This is a genomic window from Flaviramulus sp. BrNp1-15, assembly GCF_022259695.1.
Classification (GTDB): domain Bacteria; phylum Bacteroidota; class Bacteroidia; order Flavobacteriales; family Flavobacteriaceae; genus BrNp1-15.
In genome coordinates, this window is record NZ_CP092099.1 from 1,244,857 (window position 1) to 1,262,249 (window position 17,393).

Consider the following 17,393-nt stretch of genomic DNA (forward strand, 5'->3'; position numbering starts at 1 on the left):
TTATGGCAGTTAACACAGACAAAAACTCATATACTATAATCTTCGCTATTGCGATGGTATTGGTTGTAGGTTCTTTATTAGCGTTTACAGCATCATCTTTAAGACCTAATATTGATGAGAATAAGCGTATGGAAAAACAACAGAATATTCTATATGCTATGGGTGTAAATGGAAATGAAGGTACAGGAGATATCACTTTTGTTGGAACAGATGTAGTTGCTGATGAATTTTCAAAGTATATCAAACAACAACTTGTTATTGAAAATGGTGTAGCTAAACAAGATGATAAAGCTTACCTAATAGATATAAAGAAAGAACAAGCAAAAGCAAAAAATGGAGGAACAAGACGTTTACCTTTGTTTGTAGGTGAAAAAGATGGTAAAACATTCTACATCACACCAATAAGAGGAAAAGGCCTTTGGGATGCTATTTGGGGTTATGTGGCGCTTGATAAAAATATGGTTGTTCAAGGTGCTTTTTTTGATCACGCTGGAGAAACTCCAGGTTTAGGAGCAAATATTAAGCAACGTTATTTCATGGATGATTTTTATGGTGAAAGGTTATTAACTGAGGCTGGTGTTTTTAAAGGTATAACCGTGGCTAAAGGTAATGCAGATCCTAAAAATGAAATAAAAGATGATTATGAAGTTGATGCCTTAGCAGGTGCAACAATTACTGGTGATGGTGTTACAGCCATGATTAAGAAAGATTTAAAATTATATTTACCTTACTTTAAAACGTTAAAATAATATGGGACTACTTTCAAAAAAAGATGCAAAGTTAATTACAGACCCGTTAGCAGATAATAACCCGATTACAATTCAAGTATTAGGTATTTGTTCTGCTTTAGCAATTACTGCTGAACTAAAAGCTTCACTAGTAATGGGTATTGCTGTACTTTTTGTTTTAGGTATTGGTAACGTTGTTATTTCTTTAATGAGAAATATCATTCCTTCAAAAATTAGAATTATTGTGCAACTTATTGTAGTTGCTGCTTTAGTAATAATTGTAGACCAAGTATTAAAAGCCTTTGCTTATGAGTTAAGTAAAACCTTATCTGTATTTGTGGGTTTAATTATTACTAACTGTATTATAATGGGACGTTTTGAGGCTTTTGCTTTAGGAAATGGGCCATGGAAATCATTCTTAGATGGTATTGGTAATGCTTTAGGATATGCAATTATTCTTATAATTGTTGGTTTTTTTAGAGAATTATTAGGTTCAGGTACATTATTCGGTATTCCTGTTTTGGGAGATCCTATTGAGAAAACAGGTGTTTACTCGATTGGATATGAAAATAATGGATTTATGTTAATGCCTCCTATGGCGTTAATAGTTGTAGGGCTAATTATTTGGATACAACGTAGTAGAAACAAAGCATTAATTGAAGATTAATATTCTTTTTAAGAATTTAAAATAAAAGACAATGATAGAACACATCGAATTATTTTTCAAATCAATTTTTATTGATAATATGGTGTTTGCGGTTTTCTTAGGTATGTGTTCATACTTAGCCGTATCAAAAAAAGTTGCAACAGCAGTTGGTTTAGGAGCAGCAGTAATATTTGTATTAGCAATTACAGTACCTTTAAACTGGTTACTTGATCAATATTTATTACAACCAGGAGCTTTATCTTGGTTAGGTGAAGAATATGTAGATTACGATTTAAGTTTTCTTTCTTTCATCATGTTTATCGCAACCATTGCAACTATGGTGCAATTAGTAGAAATAGTAGTTGAAAAATTTTCTCCATCCTTATATAATTCATTAGGTATTTTCTTGCCATTAATTGCTGTAAACTGTGCTATTTTAGGAGGTTCGTTATTTATGCAATCTCGAGAAATTGAAAGCTTAGGTTTAGCTTTTAATTATGGAGTTTCTTCAGGTATTGGTTGGTTTTTGGCCATTTTAGCTATTGCAGCAATACGTGAGAAGATAAGATATAGTAATGTACCAGCGCCTTTAAGAGGTTTAGGAATTACATTTATTATAACAGGATTAATGGGAATAGGATTCTTAAGTTTTGGAGGTATGCTAACTGGTGGTGACGAAGAAGGAGAACCAACTACTGAAACTGCAATAGAAGTTGAAAAAATAAAAACTGAAGAAGCTAAAGAATTAGCTGATAACACTAAAATAATAGAGTAGATGATTTTAGCAGCAGGAACAACAGGAATAGTTATAGCAACAGTTGTAGCGTTTTTATTAATTACGTTAATACTTGTTAGTTTATTACTTTTTGTAAAACAAAAATTATCACCATCTGGTCCAGTTAAAATTACCATAAATGGTGAAAAAGAAATAGAAGTAGCTTCTGGAGGTACATTATTATCAACTTTGGGGAGTAATAAAATTTTCTTACCATCTGCTTGTGGTGGTGGTGGAACTTGTATACAATGTGAATGCCATGTATTAGAAGGTGGAGGTGAAGCTCTACCAACTGAAACACCTCATTTTTCACGTAAAGAACTGCAGCATGGAGCTCGTTTAGCTTGTCAAGTTAAAGTTAAACAAGACATGAATATTACCATTCCAGAAGAAGTTTTTGGTATTAAAAAATGGGAAGCAACAGTTGTACGTAATTATAACGTTGCATCCTTTATTAAGGAGTTTGTTGTTGAAATTCCAGAAGATATGGGTTACAAAGCTGGGGGGTATATTCAAATTGAGATTCCGCCTTGTGAAATAAAATACCAAGATATTGATATTACAGCGCATCCAGAAGAGCATGAAACTCCAGATAAGTTTCAGGCAGAATGGGATAAGTTTGGTCTTTGGCCTTTAGTAATGAAAAATGATGAGACCGTTGAAAGAGCATATTCTATGGCTTCTTATCCTGCAGAAGGACGTGAAATTATGTTAAACGTTCGTATTGCAACACCACCATGGGATCGTGCTAAAAACGGTTGGATGGATGTAAACCCAGGTGTGGCATCCTCTTATATTTTTGCGCAAAAACCTGGAGATAAAGTAGTTATTTCTGGACCTTATGGTGAGTTCTTCATAAATGAATCTGATTCAGAAATGCTTTATGTAGGTGGTGGAGCAGGTATGGCACCAATGCGTTCACATTTATACCATTTATTCAAAACTTTAAAAACAGGACGTAAAGTAACTTACTGGTATGGAGGACGTTCTAAACGTGAGTTATTTTATATTGATCATTTCAAATCTTTAGAAAAGGATTTCCCTAACTTTAAATTTTATATGGCGTTATCTGAACCTTTAGAAGAAGATAACTGGAAAGTAAAAGAAAATATTGATGCACCTGGTGATGGATTTGTTGGATTTATTCATAATTGTGTAATTGACAACTATTTAAATCATCATGAGTCTCCAGAAGATATAGAATTGTATTTCTGTGGACCACCATTAATGAACAAAGCGGTTCAAAAAATGGGTGAGGATTTTGGTATCCCAGATGAGCATATTAGATTTGATGATTTTGGAGGATAAACTTCAATCTATATAATAAAAAAGCCAACTTATTAAGTTGGCTTTTTTATTATATAGCTAATTGATATTTTGGTTTGTTATTTTCAAATTCAAACAGTTTAGAGTAATCCATAATATTATTTATACCATCTAGTTCACATAAATATACTATAACAGCACATAAACCATTAAATTGAACGTTCTTATCTGTTGGGTTTTCTGGTTTAGTATTCCTGTAGTGTAATGGCAATTTATATCCACAGGCCTTTAGAAAAATAGCTTCAATTTGTAGTAGTTCAAGTGGCGAATAACCATTAAATTTTCTGCCTAAGTTTTGATGTACTTTACCAACATAGTTTAATTTGGTTGTACCATGATGGTCTGCAAGATGTTTCCAGCTATCCTTATTATCTAAAATATTACCAACTGCACATTGCATACAACATTCTGGATGTAATTTATCAGAATGAAAAGCGATATATAATTTTTTTATTGCTTGTTCTAAGCGGGATGTAGTTTTCATATTTTTTATTTCTAAGTTAATAAAAATATGGGAATTTCATCAATACAATGAATTCAACTAAAACTTTAATCAGTTAATTGTTGTAAAATTTCAGTGCTATTATTTACATTACTCAAGCTTAGATATTTCTTTGCCAATTCTATATTGCCTTCATTTAAATAAGCTAAACCTAAATAATAGTATGCGTCATTTATTAACGGAAAAGTATTTTTAGAAACACTTCTTTCTAAAAAAGGAATGGCATCTGCTACATTTTTATTGGCCATTTTAGCAACGCCTATAAAATAATTTAAAGTATCATTGTTTGGTTTTTCAGTATTTAAAATATTCCATTTTGCTATTGCTGTCTTGTAATCACCTTTGTTGTAATCCTTCATAGCATCGTTAAAGGCTGTATTTTTTGTATCAACCACTTGAAGTTCTGAAACTGGTTTGAAATATTTATTATAAAGCTTTTGATTTGGCGAAATACTAAAAAACCATATACCACCCAATGCGATTAATAAAGCTATAATTAAGGCAATCCTACTAATATTTATTAACGGATTTTTATTAGAAGAATCATTATTAAATTTTGGTTGTTGACTATCTTTTTGTGAGTCTTCTAATTTTTCTTGTATAGGCTCATTGCCCTTGCCTAAAAGGATGGTTCTAATATCTTCAACTTGAGCCTTAAATTCAGAATCAATTTTAAGATAATCATTAAAATCTTTTAATTCATCTCGTTCCATAGTGCCATTAACATAGCGTTCTATGGCTTCAAATAATTCTTGCGGTATATCGTGTTTATCTTCCAATTTTTTAATTTTCGGAAAGTTGTTTTTTGACTTTTATATGTTGATTTTCTTTACAACTAAAATCATTTATATTAAATGTACAATTAATTAATTTCACTACAAATACTTAACTATTAAGTGATTAATAAATCGATTATCTACTTTTAGCCCTTGTTTTTTACTTCACCACATTCTTAATGATTTATATTATTTTTGTAGTATGAGTAAGCCACTTACAGAGCAAGAATTACATAATTTGGCAATGAACCATGTTGGTAAAGATTTAGAACAACGTGGTTTCGAGTTTATAGCTGTAAATAGTAAGCTTAAGAAACACCCTCAATTTGTATGTATCGATAAAAACAAGCAATATTATTTTGTAATTGTAAGAGCGGTTATTTTACCAGACAACCCTAATAACTACGATGTGGTTTGGATGGAATCATTTAAAAAACATGCTAGAGAAAAAGATGCAAAAGTTTTATATGCCGGCGTTGGTCTTGGTAGTGTAAAAGACGAAAAATCTCCTATTTATTTAAACGAAGAGTATTTATTAGAATATAATGGTATTCAGGTTTTAGAAACTAATTTAAACTAAATGAAGAAACTTATACTTGTTATTGTTTGTGCTTTAATTTTTTCTTGTAAAAAAAATGTAAAAAACACAGCTCTGAATGGATCTGTTTTTGGAACCAGCTATTCCATTATTTATGATTCTGAAATTAATTATCAAAAGCAGTTTGATAGTTTGTTTTATGTAATAAATAAATCGATGTCAACGTATCAAACAAATTCTATTATTTCAAAAATTAATAGAGATGAAACGGTTGATATGGATGTGCATTTTGATAATGTTTTTAAAGCTTCAAAGAAAATTTTTTATGATACAGAAGGTGCTTTCGATCCTACAATAGGAGCCGTTGTTAACGCATGGGATTTTGGTCCAGAAGGAAAAATACTAAACCTAGACAGTCTTAAAATAGATAGTTTAATGACTTCAGTTGGTTTTAATAAAATACTTAGAATTGATAATCACCTTACAAAACCTAAAGATGCTTTTATAGATTTTAATGCTATTGCAAAGGGCTATGGTGTAGATGTTATTGGTGAATTTATGGAAAGTCAGAATATTAAAAATTATTTAGTTGAAATTGGTGGTGAAATACGAGTAAAGGGCATAAATGCTGAAAAACAAACTAATTGGATAGTTGGAGTAGAAAACCCAGATTTTAATGGCGATCAATCTATTTTAAAAGCAATTACCTTGCAAGATGAAGCTATGGCTACCTCTGGAACGTATAGAAAGTTTAAATTAGATGAAAACGGTAATAGGTACGCGCATATTATTGATACTAAAACTGGGTACCCAAGTAAAACGAATTTGTTAAGTGTCTCTGTAATTGCAAAAAGTTGTATGATTGCAGATGCTTACGCAACAGCTTTTAAAGCTATGGGTATTGAAAAAGTAAAAGAATTTTTAGAAAGACACCCAGAACTTAAGGTGTTCTTGATTTTTGAGAATGATAATGGCGAATTTGAAACCTTATCTTTTAATGGTTTTCCTGAATAAAATTTAAAGAGAATTAATAATTATAAATATCCAACCTAAAACAAAAAACAACCCTCCAATTGGAGTAATGGGACCTAAAAACTTGAACTTTTTTCCTTTGCTGTCACTTAAAACAAGACCGTAAATACTGAAGGAAAATAACAAAATACCTAAAGTGAAAGCCCAATACGTTACAGAGGTTGAAAATTGAGAATGAAATCCAAGCACAAGTAAGACTATAGCATGGTACATTTGATATTTTACACCAGTTTCAAAGCTCTTTAGTTGGTCTGTTGTTAATGTTTTTTTTAGCGCATGAGCACCAAAAGCCCCAAATATAATTGCGAGCAAACCAAATATGGCACCTGTTATTATAAAAGTTTGTTGAGTCATTTTTTGTTAGTTTTATTTATAAACTACAGGAATAATTTCACCTTGAGCTAAACAATATTTTTCAATATCTTCTTTTAAAAATTTTGAGGTATAATCAATTTCTTCAACTTTAAAACCGATATTCCTTAGCTTATCAAAATAGTCACGACCATAAACACGTACATGGTCATATTGACCAAAAATTTTAGCACGTTCTTTTTTATCGGTTATACTATTATCCTCAAAAGTTTTTTCTCTGTTTAAATCTTGTGGAATTTGAAAAATGCCCCATCCACCGGTTTTTAAAATTCTATAAAGTTCCTGCATAGCTTTAGTGTCATCAGGTATGTGCTCTAAAACATGGTTGCACAAAATAACATCAAATTCATTATCATTAAATGGAAGATTACAAATATCTGCTTTTACATCTGCTAAAGGAGAATTTAAATCTGTTGTGGTATATTCAAGATTCTTCATTTTCTTAAAACGCTTATAAAAAGCTTGCTCTGGAGCAAAATGTAAAACTTTTAATTTAGCAGTGAAGAAATCTGTTTCATTTTTAAGATATAGCCAAAGTAGGCGGTGGCGTTCTAAACTTAAGGTAGATGGCGATAATACATTATTACGCTGTGTGCCATAACCGTATGGTAAAAAGGTTTTAAAACCTTTACTATCTATAGGGTCTATAAATGTGTTTCCTTTTAAAATGAAAGCTAAAATAGGTCTGATAACATAACTTAACCTGATAAGTAGCGGTCTTGGTATGACGTTTAAAATTATTTTGAAGAGTTTTTTCAAAAGGGATTATTTATAATCTTCTCTTACAGGATGAAAAATATCAGTAACAACACAATCTGTTAAGGCATAAGCGCCATGAACAGCATTTGATGGAATTATAGTTATAGAACCGGGTTCTAAAATTTGTTTTTTTCCATCAATAGTCATTTCTAATTTACCAGAAATAATTTGAGTAGTTTGTTCATGAAAATGTGAGTGATCAGGCAATACTGAGCCTTTATCAATGTTAACAAAACCAATAGTCATATTTTCAGAGTGCACGTATTTACCAGTAATACCTTTAGCTAACTCTTTTGATGGTATATTATCAATTTTATAATTCATTTTATAAAACTAAAGCTTCTTTTCTAAATTCTTCTTCTTCATTACTTTCAATACCTAAAGCTTGATAGATATAAGCAAAAGTTGAAAGTAATTCTGGTTTTCCATCTACTAAAGCAACGTTGTGCTCAAAATGTGCACTAGGTTTATTATCTAGAGTAGTAATTGTCCAACCATCTCTGTGTTGTTTTATTCGATGAGTACCCATATTAATCATAGGTTCTATAGCAACTACCATTCCTTCAACAAATTTCTTGCCTTTACCTCGTCTTCCATAATTTGGCATTTCTGGATCTTCATGCATTTTTTTGCCTAAACCATGTCCAACTAGTTCTCTAACCACTCCATAGCCATGATCTTCACAATATTTTTGAATAGCATACCCAACATCACCAACTCGGTTTCCTAATTTAAACTCTCTAATACCAACGTATAGAGACTCCTTTGTAACTTTAAGAAGCTTTTCTATTTCTGGTTCAATGTCGCCAACAGCAAAGGTATAAGCATGATCGCCATAGAATCCATTTTTTAGAGCGCCACAATCTATAGAAATGATATCACCTTCAACCAGTGGTTCTGCATTAGGAATACCATGAACCACTTGAGTGTTTGGGCTCATACAAAGCGTATTAGGAAAATCATAAAGTCCTAAAAATCCGGGGATAGCGCCATGATCTCTGATAAACTCTTCAGCAATTTTATCTAACTGAAGTGTTGTAACCCCAGGTTTTATTGCTTTTGCAACTTCACCTAAAGTTTTAGATACAATTAAGGCACTTTCACGCATTAATTCAATTTCCTCTCTAGTTTTTACTATAATCATACTTCAAAAAATAATGGCAAAGATACTTAAAATAATATTTTTAAAAATTTTGCTCATATATGACTTTCGACAGTTTTTTTTAGCTTATTATTAAATAATTTTGCCATATAAATAATGTACCATGTATAAAATTGTAAGTGCAGCAGAAGCTGTAAAAGTTATAAAATCAAATGATAGAGTATACGTACAAGCAGCCGCTGCGGCGCCACAATTATTAATGAAAGCTATGACGGATCGTCATGAAGAATTACGAAACGTTGAAGTTTGCCATTTGCATGTAGAAGGCGAAACACCTTATGCAAATCCTGATTTAAAAGATAGCTTTCATGTAAATTCTTTTTTTATAGGTAATAATGTAAGACATACATTAACAGCTGGAAATGGGTCTTATACTCCTGTTTTTTTAAGTGAATTACCGTTATTGTTTAAAAGGAATATTCTTCCTTTAGATGTGGCTTTAATTCATGTGTCTGTACCAGATAAACATGGTTATTGTTCTTTAGGGGTTTCTGTTGAAGCCACTTTAGCGGCTATTGATAATGCTAAAGTTGTAATTGCACAAGTGAATGAACATATGCCTCGAACACATGGAGATGGTATTATTCACCACACTGAAATTGATTTGTTTGTTGAGAGTAACGAACCTATACCATCTCACTTTTTGGGTGAGCCATCGGCTATTGAGAATAAAATAGGAAACTATGTAGCAAGTTTAATTGACGATAAAAGCACATTGCAAATGGGTATTGGCTCTATACCAAATGCTGTATTGTCTAAACTTACAAATCATAAAAACTTAGGATTACATACCGAGATGTTTTCTGATGGTGTTATAGATTTAATTTTAAAAGATGTTATTAACGGAAATTTTAAAGGTGTTAACCCTGGAAGAGCTCTAGCTACTTTCTTAATTGGTTCACAACGATTATATGATTATGTAGATGATAATCCTTTTGTAGAGATGAAGGCATCAGATTATGTGAATGATGCATCCATTATTAAGCAAAATCCAAGAATGGTGGCTATTAATTCTGCTATTGAAGTTGATGTTACTGGACAGGTTTGTGCAGATTCTCTTGGTGCTAAAATGTATTCTGGTGTTGGTGGTCAAATGGACTATATAAGAGGGGCTGCATTAAGTGAAGGCGGAAAAGCTATTATTGCATTACCTTCTGCAACTAAAAAAGGAATTAGCAGAATTGTACCTTCTTTAAAACCTGGTGCTGGGGTAGTAACTACGAGAGCTCATGTACATTATGTGGTTACAGAATATGGTATTGCCAATTTATATGGAAAAACAATTAAAGAGCGAGTTAAAGCTCTAGTTAACATTGCACATCCAGACCATAGAGAATCTATAGATAAAGCTTATTACGAATTAATATAAAAATAGATCTATCTTAAAAAACTAAAGAATCCTTTTTTCTTTTCAGGAATTTGTGGGGTTTCATTTGTAAGCATTTGGTATACTTCACCCCAGCCTGGGAATCCGCCAATATTTCTGTCGTCAATAAATAAATCGGCATGTATTTTTCTGCTTATTTCATTATTGTATTCTTCTTCAGGAAAACTTTTGTTAACAGCATAGAAAAAAATACCGTTTTCTTCACAGAATTTTACAGCCTCATTTAATCTATCACCATATCTATATGTCCATAATATAAGACGATGCCCATCTTCTTGAAGTTTTTTTAAAGTTTCAAAAGCAAAGAGCATTGGCTTTCCTATTTTAGGATAAGCGTCTTCTACAATGGTGCCATCAAAATCGACAGCAATAATTAGATGTTGGTCAAAATTCATTTAAGTAATAATAGATTAGAGTTTTGCAAAAATACAATAATTTATTATTACCAATTATATTAATGAGTGTTGAGTCATAGCTTCAGGTTGTGGCACACCCATTAGTTTTAATATTGTTGGTGCCATATCTCCTAAAATACCATCCTTAATTTGAGTTAATTCATTATCAATTAGAATAACTGGTACTGGATTGGTTGTGTGAGCTGTATTTGGTGAACCATCAGGGTTTATCATAGTTTCACAATTTCCATGGTCTGCAATTAATAAAGTTGTATAACCGTTTTCTAATGCGGTAGTAACAACATCTTTTACACATTCATCAACAGCTTCACAAGCTTTTATTGCTGCTTCCATTACGCCGGTATGCCCAACCATATCGCCATTTGCAAAATTTAGACAAACAAAATCTACTTCACCTTTTTGTAATTCTGGTACTAAAGCATCACGTAATTCATAAGCACTCATCTCAGGTTTTAAATCGTAAGTAGCTACTTTGGGAGAGTTTCTTAAAATACGTGTTTCTCCTTTAAAAGGTGTTTCTCTTCCGCCAGAGAAAAAGAAAGTAACATGAGGATATTTTTCTGTTTCAGCAATTCTAATTTGTTTTTTATTATGCTTTTCTAAAACTTCACCTAAAGTTTCTGATAAGTTATCCTTATTAAAAATTACATTAACATTTTTGTAAGTTTCATCATAATTGGTAAGCGTTACATAATGCAAATTTAGTTTGTGCATATTTTGCTCATGAAAATCGTTTTGAGATAACGCTTCAGTTAATTCTCGCCCACGGTCTGTTCTGAAATTGAAAAAGATAACGACATCACCATCTTTAATTTTAGTTACTGGTTCTCCAGAACCATCAGTCATGATAATGGGTTTTAAAAACTCGTCTGTAATATCGTTGTTATAATTTTTTTGTACAGTTTCGGTTACGTTTGTAGATTTTTCACCAATACCATTTACCATAGCATCGTACGCTAATTTTACACGTTCCCAACGTTTATCTCTATCCATAGCATAATATCTACCAGTTACGGTTGCTAATTTGCTATTTGTTTTTTCTAAATGTTGTTCTAATTCTGTTAGAAATCCAAATCCCGATTTAGGGTCTACATCACGACCATCGGTAAATGCATGAACAAAAGTATTTGTTAATCCAAAATCGTTTGCAGCATCTAATAAACCAAGTAAATGATTTATGTGCGAATGCACACCACCATCACTTAACAATCCTAAAAAGTGAACATCTTTATTGTTAGTCTTAGCATAACTAAAGGCATCAACCAAAACTTTTTCTGTGTTTAGTGTTTTATTTTTAACTGCTAAATTAACTTTAACCAAGTCTTGATAAACAATTCTGCCTGCTCCTAAATTCATGTGCCCAACTTCACTATTACCCATTTGACCTTCAGGTAACCCAACATGTAAACCATCTGTACGCAAAGTAGCGTAAGGATATTTTCTGTAAAGAGAATCTATAAATGGTGTGTTTGCATGATCGATTGCAGAAACTTTTGGATCTGGAGAATTACCCCATCCATCTAGTATCATTAAGATAACTTTTTTGTTCATTTTGTTAAAGTTTTAATACTATACAAAGATAACTAAGTTTAATAAAAAAACAGTGAGATAATCGCTCAAATGCTAGAGAATTAAAGACTTTTTCGGCTTTTTTAATAAATCAACTAATCCGTTAATTATATGTGAATTAAACGTTAAATATCTGTTATAAATCATTTTTCATGTAACAAATAATTTTTTTTTTCGTCTATTTAATATATCAAAAAACGAATCATTTAATCAAATTAAAATCTTTCATCATGAAAAAAACAATCATTATTTCTGCAATCGCATTATGTTTTTCTATTGCAAACGTTAATGCAAAACCAATTACAAAAAACATTGAAACTAACAATTATGAATACTTTTTTAAAGTAAACTCATTTTGTGTATCTATTGCTAAAGGCGATTTAGAAACTGTACAGAAACTAATAGCTAGAGGAGCTGATGTAAATGCTAAATCTAATGGTATGACACCAATAATGTATGCTGCAAAATTTAACAGAGTAGAAATCTTAAAACTTTTAATTGCTCAAGGTGCCAATTTAAAAGCTAAGTCTGATAAAAAAATGACTGCTTTAGATTATGCTGAATTACATGGGGCAAATGATACAGCTGCAATTTTAAAAGAAGAATTATCTAAAAATAAAAAGAGAAAATAATTATAAAATACAATAATTATTTGAGCTAGTCACTCATAAAAAAAGCCTTGTTTTACAAGGCTTTTTTATTTTTATTGGTTTCTATATTTTTCAATAGCTTCTTGAATTTTTTCAATCCTATTGTCTGGGTCTGGGTGTGTACTTTTAAATTCTGGTACACGATTGGGGCCAGCTGCATCTTTTAAAATTTCCATAACGCCAATCATTTCTACGGGGTTGTAACCGGCTTTAATCATGAATTTAACACCTAATTCATCGCTTTCTAATTCATCATCTCTTCCATTGGTAAGTAAAGTGTTTTGTCCTATACCGCTAACTAAACCACCCATATCTGCTCCAACAGAACCAGCAGTAGCTAAGCCTTGCCAATACTCACTTTCAGCAATGCGTTCTGCACTGTGTCTTCCTAAAACATGTCCGATTTCATGACCTAAAACGCCAGCTAATTGGTCTTCATTTTCTAATTTTGAAAATAAAGCATAGGTTATAAAAATCTGCCCTCCAGGTAGTGCAAAAGCATTAATAGCATTTGGGTCTGCTAATAAATGAAACTCATATTGATATGGTGTTTTTCTCGCGATACTGTTGTTAACTAATTTGTTCCCAACATTATCAACTAATGCTTGATATTGATTATTAGAGTGTAAGCCACCATGTTGTTGTGCCATTTGAGGAGCACTTTGTAAGCCTATGGCAATTTCTTCATCGGCATTCATAGAAATAGTTTGCATTCTATGTGTATATGGATTCTCTTGTCGTTGGCTACAACGTTTAAAAACAAAAAATAATGCAATTGCAGCACCAATTAATAACCTGACTTTTAGATTTCTTCCTCTCATTTTTAAAAATTTATAAGCAACTAAAATTACAAAATTTTAGTTTATAATTAATAGACACAAAGCTTAGTAATAAGTCACTTAAAAATATTACAATTCATCAAGTGTTTTGTACATCACAAAGTGCTTACCAATACCCATAATATCAAATGGATTTCCAATAATTTTATAACCACTTTTATCATAAAAAGGCACTGCTATTTCTCTAGCATTACACCAAATTATTTTAGTGTTTTTATTTTTTATAATGTTTTCGCCATAGCTTAAAATAATTTTCCCAACTCCTTTTCCTTGATATTTATCAAGAACAGCCATCCCTCTTAGCTGGTATTGATTTTCTTCCAAAATACTAGCATGATTGTTTTTAAAAAAAGAACAAACACTTACTAATTCTTTTTTTATAAATAGCCCAAGATGAATAGTAGTTTCATCATCATCACCTTCAAATACACATGTAGTAATGGGTTTGCCTTTTCTTAAAACAGGATGCCTTACAAGATGAGTTTCTTTAGAAGTAATTCTAACTATATTATAATCAAAATTTTTAATTACAGACATGTTAAATTTTATATTTCAAACTTATAAAATATTTTAGATAATTATTACCTTCACGTAAAACTTATTCATGGCTTTTGAATTTAAAATTATAGAAAAAGAACAAATAAATTCTGTAATCCCATTAGTGCAAAAATTAAATAAAAATAATATTTCATACGAAGTATTAGAGCAACGTTTTTCAGAAATGATTACACAGAATTATGAGTGTGTTGGAGCTTTTGATAACAATAAATTGATTGGTGTTTGTGGTTTGTGGTATTGTACTAGGCATTATTCAGGAAAGAGTGTTGAACCAGATCATGTTTTTATTGATGAGGATTACAGAGGTAAAGGAATTGGTAAGCAATTTTTTAAATGGATATATAACTATACTCTAAACAAAGGTTGTGAAGCAGTAGAGTTAAATACTTATGTAAGCAACTCTGCATCGCATAAATTTTATTTTAATGAAGGTTTTAAAATTTTGGGCTACCATTTTTTAAAAAAGTTATAATTTTTTCTTGCAGATGAACCAACGGTTTGTTTATATTTGCAGCCAATTATTGCGGGAGTAGCTCAGTTGGTAGAGCGTCAGCCTTCCAAGCTGAATGTCGCCGGTTCGAACCCGGTCTCCCGCTCAAAAAACTTCATCTATAAACGGTGAAGTTTTTTTTATGTCTAAATTGTACTGAATACTAATGAACTAAGGGTAAAAATTTGTTTAGAGCAAGCTGAAGAGAACCTGATCTGCTGCTCAAAAAAAAGCTTCATCAAAAAACGATGAAGCTTTTTTTTAGTGTTTTTTGCGTGAGGGATTGGAGCAAGTTACCGTGTAACGCGCAAAGCCCGACACCAATTTAAAAATTGGTGACACGCCCAAATTATTTTAAATGATTAAGTTCTGTTTCTGGTTCTAACTCATAAGGTGTTTTATTATATTCAAAGATTCTTGCAGTTAAACTGCCTTTTAAAGTTATAGATTTATCTTTTACTTTTAACCAACTACCTTCGCGTAAACCTACAACTGGATGTGTGTTAAATTTATGGAACTCTTTAATTCTGGTTTCTCGGGTTTCACCCATGTGCTTACTATTAGCATCTGGATCTAAGTAATGCGGATTTATATTAAAAGGAACCAAAGCCAAAGCATTAAAGCTTGGTGGGTACACAATGGGCATGTCGTTTGTGGTTTTAATAGTTAAACCACAAATATTACTACCTGCACTGGTGCCTAAATAAGGTGTGCTATTTTCTATAGCGGTTTTTAAGGCGTCTATTAAATTGTTTTTATAAAGTTGGCTAGTTAATACAAAAGTATTACCGCCACCTGTAAAAATGGCTTCAGCATTTTTTACTGCTTCAGCAGGATTATCGAATTCATGGATGCCTTTTACTTTTTTGCCTATTTTAGAAAAAGCTTCACTAGCCTTTTTTGTGTATTCATCATGTGTTATACCGCTTGGTCTTGCGTATGGAATGAACAAAATGGTATTAGTATTTTTAAAAAAAGCTTTTAAATCGTTTAATATATATTCTAAATAATCGCTTCCATGAACTGTTGAAGTGCTTGCAATTATAATGTTTTTCATAAAAACTGATGTTTATGTGTAAAGCTAATTAAAAATAAAATTTAGCAAAATTTTTAGTGTGTTTTACTTCATAATTTGGAATTAAAATGGTAATTTGAAGATAAAAATATCATGAAAAAAATAATATTCTTTTTAGCTTTTATAACATCCTTAAATGCTGTCTCACAAAACGTAACTAGAATTGAAGTATCTGGAAAAATAATTGTTGAAGGCAATGATATTTCTGGAATAACTATTTTTAACTCATCTTCTAATAAAGGAACAATTTCAGACGATAAAGGTGAATTTAAATTACAAGTTGCACTAAATGATATTATTGAAGTTAGCGCTTTACAATATCAAAACCTAAAATTTCAAATAAATGAAGCTATTATCAAATCTAAAAAATTGAAGCTTTTTTTAATTGAAGAAATTAACCAGTTAGACGAAATTATTGTTTTTAATAACGAGTTAACAGGGAATCTTAATACAGATATAGAAACCACACAACCTTTTAAGCCTAAATTAGATGCTTTATATTTTGGAGTTAAACATAGTAGTGAATATGATTTTGAACAAGATTATAGGTCTGAAGTACAAAACATGGCTGTAAATGATCAACAACCCACTATGGTTAATGGTCTTAATATAGTTAATGTTGTAGACCAATTATTACTTCCGCTATTTAGGTCTGAGGTTAAGAATAAGAAAAAAGCTAGCATTCCTGAAGTACCTGCAGAGGCAATTAAGTATTATTTTGGATCTGAGTTTTTAGTTGATAATTTTAATATTCCAGAACATCGCGTAGGAGAGTTTATAAGATTTGTTGAAAGTAACGATTTTGATTATGACTTACTTAACTACGGAAATGAGATGGAATTTCTCGAACTTCTTAATACAAAAAGCAAAGCCTTTTTAAATTCCAAAAAGTAAAAACTTACTATGTTTTAACAAAAGATTAGAAGCTATTTACGTTTTCTTTAAGATAAGAAATACGTTCTTTATGCTTTTAATTATAATAATTTGAAACTAGCTTTACCTTATTTCATTTTAATTTTATTGCCTTCTATAATTAATGGTCAATCTGTTAATAGAGTAGAAGTTAACGGGTTTATTTTGTCTAAAACAAACGATATTGAAGCGGTTACAGTTTTTAATAAATCGTCAAATAGAGGAGTTATTACTAATGAAAAAGGGGAATTTAAAATTAGAGTAGCAGAGCATGATATTATTGAAATTTCTGCGTTACAATTTCAAACGGTTACCTTAACAATAGATGTTGATGTTATAAAAACAAAACAACTAAAAATTCAACTGGTAGAGCAAGTCAATCAGCTAGATGCTGTAATGCTTTCATCTGGTCTTACAGGAAATATTGAAACAGATATAGACAATGTTAAAATGATTAAGATTAAACCCATTGAGTTGGGCAATATGGATGCCTTCTCAATGTCTGAAGACAAAATATTTGACAACAACGTTATTCAAGATCACTTAACATCAACCATAAATCCAGATGCTCGAAACTATTTACCCGATTTGGTTAAAATTTTCGATTTGTTCAAATCTAAAAATAAACCTAGAAAACCAAAGAACGAAAATTTATTAGCTGATATAGAATTACCTAAGGATTTATTAAGTGTTTACACACAAAAAGATATTAGTGAAGTATTTAATATTCCAATTAATAATGTTGAAGCTTTTGTAAGGTATGTTGAAAATGAAGGAATAAAACCAGAACTTCTTGAGCCCGAAAACGAAATGCAGCTTATTGAGTTTTTGATAAAGCAAAGCGAAATATTTTTAAAACTCAATCATGTTAAGAATTAAGG

General features: G+C 31.1%; 22 protein-coding genes and 1 tRNA gene. 12 read left to right on the top strand and 11 right to left on the bottom strand.

The window, feature by feature from the left end; all coding sequences use genetic code 11:
- The first annotated feature begins 2 nt into the window (after window positions 1–2).
- Genes MBM09_RS05555 through nqrF form a run of 4 tightly spaced genes read left to right on the top strand, consistent with a single transcriptional unit; the run spans window position 3 to window position 3,457 of the window.
- Window positions 3–749, top strand: coding sequence for a Na(+)-translocating NADH-quinone reductase subunit C (locus tag MBM09_RS05555; RefSeq protein ID WP_238675853.1), 747 nt, complete (start codon window positions 3–5; stop codon window positions 747–749).
- 1 nt (window position 750) lies between these two features.
- Entirely contained in the window at window positions 751–1,395 is a 645-nt protein-coding gene (locus tag MBM09_RS05560) for an NADH:ubiquinone reductase (Na(+)-transporting) subunit D (protein ID WP_238675854.1), read from the top strand.
- 31 nt (window positions 1,396–1,426) lie between these two features.
- On the top strand, window positions 1,427–2,149 hold the full coding sequence (gene nqrE, locus MBM09_RS05565; RefSeq protein ID WP_238675855.1) for an NADH:ubiquinone reductase (Na(+)-transporting) subunit E: 723 nt from the start codon (window positions 1,427–1,429) through the stop codon (window positions 2,147–2,149).
- The gene (nqrF, locus tag MBM09_RS05570; protein ID WP_238675856.1) at window positions 2,150–3,457 is read left to right on the top strand and encodes an NADH:ubiquinone reductase (Na(+)-transporting) subunit F; all 1,308 of its coding nucleotides are present in this window, start codon (window positions 2,150–2,152) and stop codon (window positions 3,455–3,457) included. It begins immediately after the preceding gene.
- A 49-nt stretch (window positions 3,458–3,506) separates the two neighbouring features.
- On the opposite strand, the gene MBM09_RS05575 is transcribed toward nqrF, so the two are convergent.
- A complete protein-coding gene (locus tag MBM09_RS05575; protein ID WP_238675857.1) occupies window positions 3,507–3,959 on the bottom strand; it encodes a Na(+)-translocating NADH-quinone reductase subunit F in 453 nt (150 codons plus the stop codon).
- Window positions 3,960–4,024: 65 nt separating this feature from the next.
- On the bottom strand, window positions 4,025–4,756 hold the full coding sequence (locus MBM09_RS05580; protein WP_238675858.1) for a tol-pal system YbgF family protein: 732 nt from the start codon (window positions 4,754–4,756) through the stop codon (window positions 4,025–4,027).
- Window positions 4,757–4,955: 199 nt separating this feature from the next.
- Here MBM09_RS05580 and MBM09_RS05585 point away from each other — a divergent pair, with 199 nt between their 5' ends.
- Window positions 4,956–5,333 (top strand): Na(+)-translocating NADH-quinone reductase subunit F, encoded by a 378-nt coding sequence (locus MBM09_RS05585; RefSeq protein WP_238675859.1) that lies wholly within the window; start codon window positions 4,956–4,958, stop codon window positions 5,331–5,333.
- Entirely contained in the window at window positions 5,334–6,305 is a 972-nt protein-coding gene (locus MBM09_RS05590; RefSeq protein ID WP_238675860.1) for an FAD:protein FMN transferase, read from the top strand.
- A 3-nt stretch (window positions 6,306–6,308) separates the two neighbouring features.
- Here the strand turns inward: MBM09_RS05590 and MBM09_RS05595 are convergent, their stop codons facing one another.
- From MBM09_RS05595 to map, 4 genes are read right to left on the bottom strand one after another with little or no spacing between them, the layout of a single operon-like run.
- On the bottom strand, window positions 6,309–6,677 hold the full coding sequence (locus MBM09_RS05595; RefSeq protein ID WP_238675861.1) for a DUF423 domain-containing protein: 369 nt from the start codon (window positions 6,675–6,677) through the stop codon (window positions 6,309–6,311).
- A gap of 12 nt (window positions 6,678–6,689) precedes the next feature.
- Window positions 6,690–7,454, bottom strand: coding sequence for a class I SAM-dependent methyltransferase (locus MBM09_RS05600; protein WP_238675862.1), 765 nt, complete (start codon window positions 7,452–7,454; stop codon window positions 6,690–6,692).
- A 6-nt stretch (window positions 7,455–7,460) separates the two neighbouring features.
- Entirely contained in the window at window positions 7,461–7,778 is a 318-nt protein-coding gene (locus MBM09_RS05605; RefSeq protein WP_238675863.1) for a cupin domain-containing protein, read from the bottom strand.
- 1 nt (window position 7,779) lies between these two features.
- Window positions 7,780–8,598, bottom strand: coding sequence for a type I methionyl aminopeptidase (map, locus tag MBM09_RS05610; protein ID WP_238675864.1), 819 nt, complete (start codon window positions 8,596–8,598; stop codon window positions 7,780–7,782).
- Window positions 8,599–8,719: 121 nt separating this feature from the next.
- On the opposite strand from map, the gene MBM09_RS05615 reads away from it, so the two are divergent.
- The gene (locus MBM09_RS05615; RefSeq protein ID WP_238675865.1) at window positions 8,720–9,985 is read left to right on the top strand and encodes an acetyl-CoA hydrolase/transferase family protein; all 1,266 of its coding nucleotides are present in this window, start codon (window positions 8,720–8,722) and stop codon (window positions 9,983–9,985) included.
- An 8-nt stretch (window positions 9,986–9,993) separates the two neighbouring features.
- Here the strand turns inward: MBM09_RS05615 and MBM09_RS05620 are convergent, their stop codons facing one another.
- Together MBM09_RS05620 and gpmI are read right to left on the bottom strand one after the other, a co-directional pair.
- Entirely contained in the window at window positions 9,994–10,398 is a 405-nt protein-coding gene (locus MBM09_RS05620) for a BT0820 family HAD-type phosphatase (protein ID WP_238675866.1), read from the bottom strand.
- A gap of 54 nt (window positions 10,399–10,452) precedes the next feature.
- Window positions 10,453–11,970, bottom strand: coding sequence for a 2,3-bisphosphoglycerate-independent phosphoglycerate mutase (gene gpmI / locus MBM09_RS05625; RefSeq protein WP_238675867.1), 1,518 nt, complete (start codon window positions 11,968–11,970; stop codon window positions 10,453–10,455).
- A 248-nt stretch (window positions 11,971–12,218) separates the two neighbouring features.
- Between gpmI and MBM09_RS05630 the strand changes: the two genes are divergently transcribed.
- The gene (locus MBM09_RS05630; RefSeq protein WP_238675868.1) at window positions 12,219–12,620 is read left to right on the top strand and encodes an ankyrin repeat domain-containing protein; all 402 of its coding nucleotides are present in this window, start codon (window positions 12,219–12,221) and stop codon (window positions 12,618–12,620) included.
- Window positions 12,621–12,691: 71 nt separating this feature from the next.
- Here the strand turns inward: MBM09_RS05630 and MBM09_RS05635 are convergent, their stop codons facing one another.
- Together MBM09_RS05635 and MBM09_RS05640 are read right to left on the bottom strand one after the other, a co-directional pair.
- Entirely contained in the window at window positions 12,692–13,459 is a 768-nt protein-coding gene (locus MBM09_RS05635; protein ID WP_238675869.1) for a M48 family metalloprotease, read from the bottom strand.
- 87 nt (window positions 13,460–13,546) lie between these two features.
- On the bottom strand, window positions 13,547–14,014 hold the full coding sequence (locus MBM09_RS05640; protein WP_238675870.1) for a GNAT family N-acetyltransferase: 468 nt from the start codon (window positions 14,012–14,014) through the stop codon (window positions 13,547–13,549).
- Window positions 14,015–14,081: 67 nt separating this feature from the next.
- On the opposite strand from MBM09_RS05640, the gene MBM09_RS05645 reads away from it, so the two are divergent.
- A complete protein-coding gene (locus tag MBM09_RS05645; protein WP_238675871.1) occupies window positions 14,082–14,507 on the top strand; it encodes a GNAT family N-acetyltransferase in 426 nt (141 codons plus the stop codon).
- A 51-nt stretch (window positions 14,508–14,558) separates the two neighbouring features.
- Window positions 14,559–14,631 (top strand) — tRNA-Gly (locus MBM09_RS05650).
- A 243-nt stretch (window positions 14,632–14,874) separates the two neighbouring features.
- Here MBM09_RS05650 and pepE read toward each other — a convergent pair.
- Window positions 14,875–15,582, bottom strand: a complete 708-nt coding sequence (pepE, locus tag MBM09_RS05655) for a dipeptidase PepE (protein WP_238675872.1) — start codon at window positions 15,580–15,582, stop codon at window positions 14,875–14,877.
- 111 nt (window positions 15,583–15,693) lie between these two features.
- On the opposite strand from pepE, the gene MBM09_RS05660 reads away from it, so the two are divergent.
- On the top strand, window positions 15,694–16,494 hold the full coding sequence (locus MBM09_RS05660) for a carboxypeptidase-like regulatory domain-containing protein (RefSeq protein ID WP_238675873.1): 801 nt from the start codon (window positions 15,694–15,696) through the stop codon (window positions 16,492–16,494).
- A gap of 90 nt (window positions 16,495–16,584) precedes the next feature.
- Window positions 16,585–17,391 carry a carboxypeptidase-like regulatory domain-containing protein gene (locus MBM09_RS05665; protein ID WP_238675874.1) on the top strand — a complete coding sequence of 269 codons (807 nt, stop codon included), beginning with the start codon at window positions 16,585–16,587 and terminating at the stop codon, window positions 17,389–17,391.
- Window positions 17,392–17,393: the final 2 nt, after the last annotated feature.

Excerpts from the sequence above, each read along its gene's own strand:
- MBM09_RS05555 (WP_238675853.1), top strand. The coding sequence starts at position 3 with ATGGCAGTTAACACAGACAAAAACTCATATACTATAATCTTCGCTATT.
- MBM09_RS05560 (WP_238675854.1), top strand. The coding sequence starts at position 751 with ATGGGACTACTTTCAAAAAAAGATGCAAAGTTAATTACAGACCCGTTA.
- nqrE (WP_238675855.1), top strand. The coding sequence starts at position 1,427 with ATGATAGAACACATCGAATTATTTTTCAAATCAATTTTTATTGATAAT.
- nqrF (WP_238675856.1), top strand. The coding sequence starts at position 2,150 with ATGATTTTAGCAGCAGGAACAACAGGAATAGTTATAGCAACAGTTGTA.
- MBM09_RS05575 (WP_238675857.1), bottom strand. The coding sequence starts at position 3,959 with ATGAAAACTACATCCCGCTTAGAACAAGCAATAAAAAAATTATATATC.
- MBM09_RS05585 (WP_238675859.1), top strand. The coding sequence starts at position 4,956 with ATGAGTAAGCCACTTACAGAGCAAGAATTACATAATTTGGCAATGAAC.
- MBM09_RS05590 (WP_238675860.1), top strand. The coding sequence starts at position 5,334 with ATGAAGAAACTTATACTTGTTATTGTTTGTGCTTTAATTTTTTCTTGT.
- MBM09_RS05595 (WP_238675861.1), bottom strand. The coding sequence starts at position 6,677 with ATGACTCAACAAACTTTTATAATAACAGGTGCCATATTTGGTTTGCTC.
- MBM09_RS05605 (WP_238675863.1), bottom strand. The coding sequence starts at position 7,778 with ATGAATTATAAAATTGATAATATACCATCAAAAGAGTTAGCTAAAGGT.
- map (WP_238675864.1), bottom strand. The coding sequence starts at position 8,598 with ATGATTATAGTAAAAACTAGAGAGGAAATTGAATTAATGCGTGAAAGT.
- MBM09_RS05615 (WP_238675865.1), top strand. The coding sequence starts at position 8,720 with ATGTATAAAATTGTAAGTGCAGCAGAAGCTGTAAAAGTTATAAAATCA.
- MBM09_RS05620 (WP_238675866.1), bottom strand. The coding sequence starts at position 10,398 with ATGAATTTTGACCAACATCTAATTATTGCTGTCGATTTTGATGGCACC.
- gpmI (WP_238675867.1), bottom strand. The coding sequence starts at position 11,970 with ATGAACAAAAAAGTTATCTTAATGATACTAGATGGATGGGGTAATTCT.
- MBM09_RS05630 (WP_238675868.1), top strand. The coding sequence starts at position 12,219 with ATGAAAAAAACAATCATTATTTCTGCAATCGCATTATGTTTTTCTATT.
- MBM09_RS05635 (WP_238675869.1), bottom strand. The coding sequence starts at position 13,459 with ATGAGAGGAAGAAATCTAAAAGTCAGGTTATTAATTGGTGCTGCAATT.
- MBM09_RS05640 (WP_238675870.1), bottom strand. The coding sequence starts at position 14,014 with ATGTCTGTAATTAAAAATTTTGATTATAATATAGTTAGAATTACTTCT.
- MBM09_RS05645 (WP_238675871.1), top strand. The coding sequence starts at position 14,082 with ATGGCTTTTGAATTTAAAATTATAGAAAAAGAACAAATAAATTCTGTA.
- pepE (WP_238675872.1), bottom strand. The coding sequence starts at position 15,582 with ATGAAAAACATTATAATTGCAAGCACTTCAACAGTTCATGGAAGCGAT.
- MBM09_RS05660 (WP_238675873.1), top strand. The coding sequence starts at position 15,694 with ATGAAAAAAATAATATTCTTTTTAGCTTTTATAACATCCTTAAATGCT.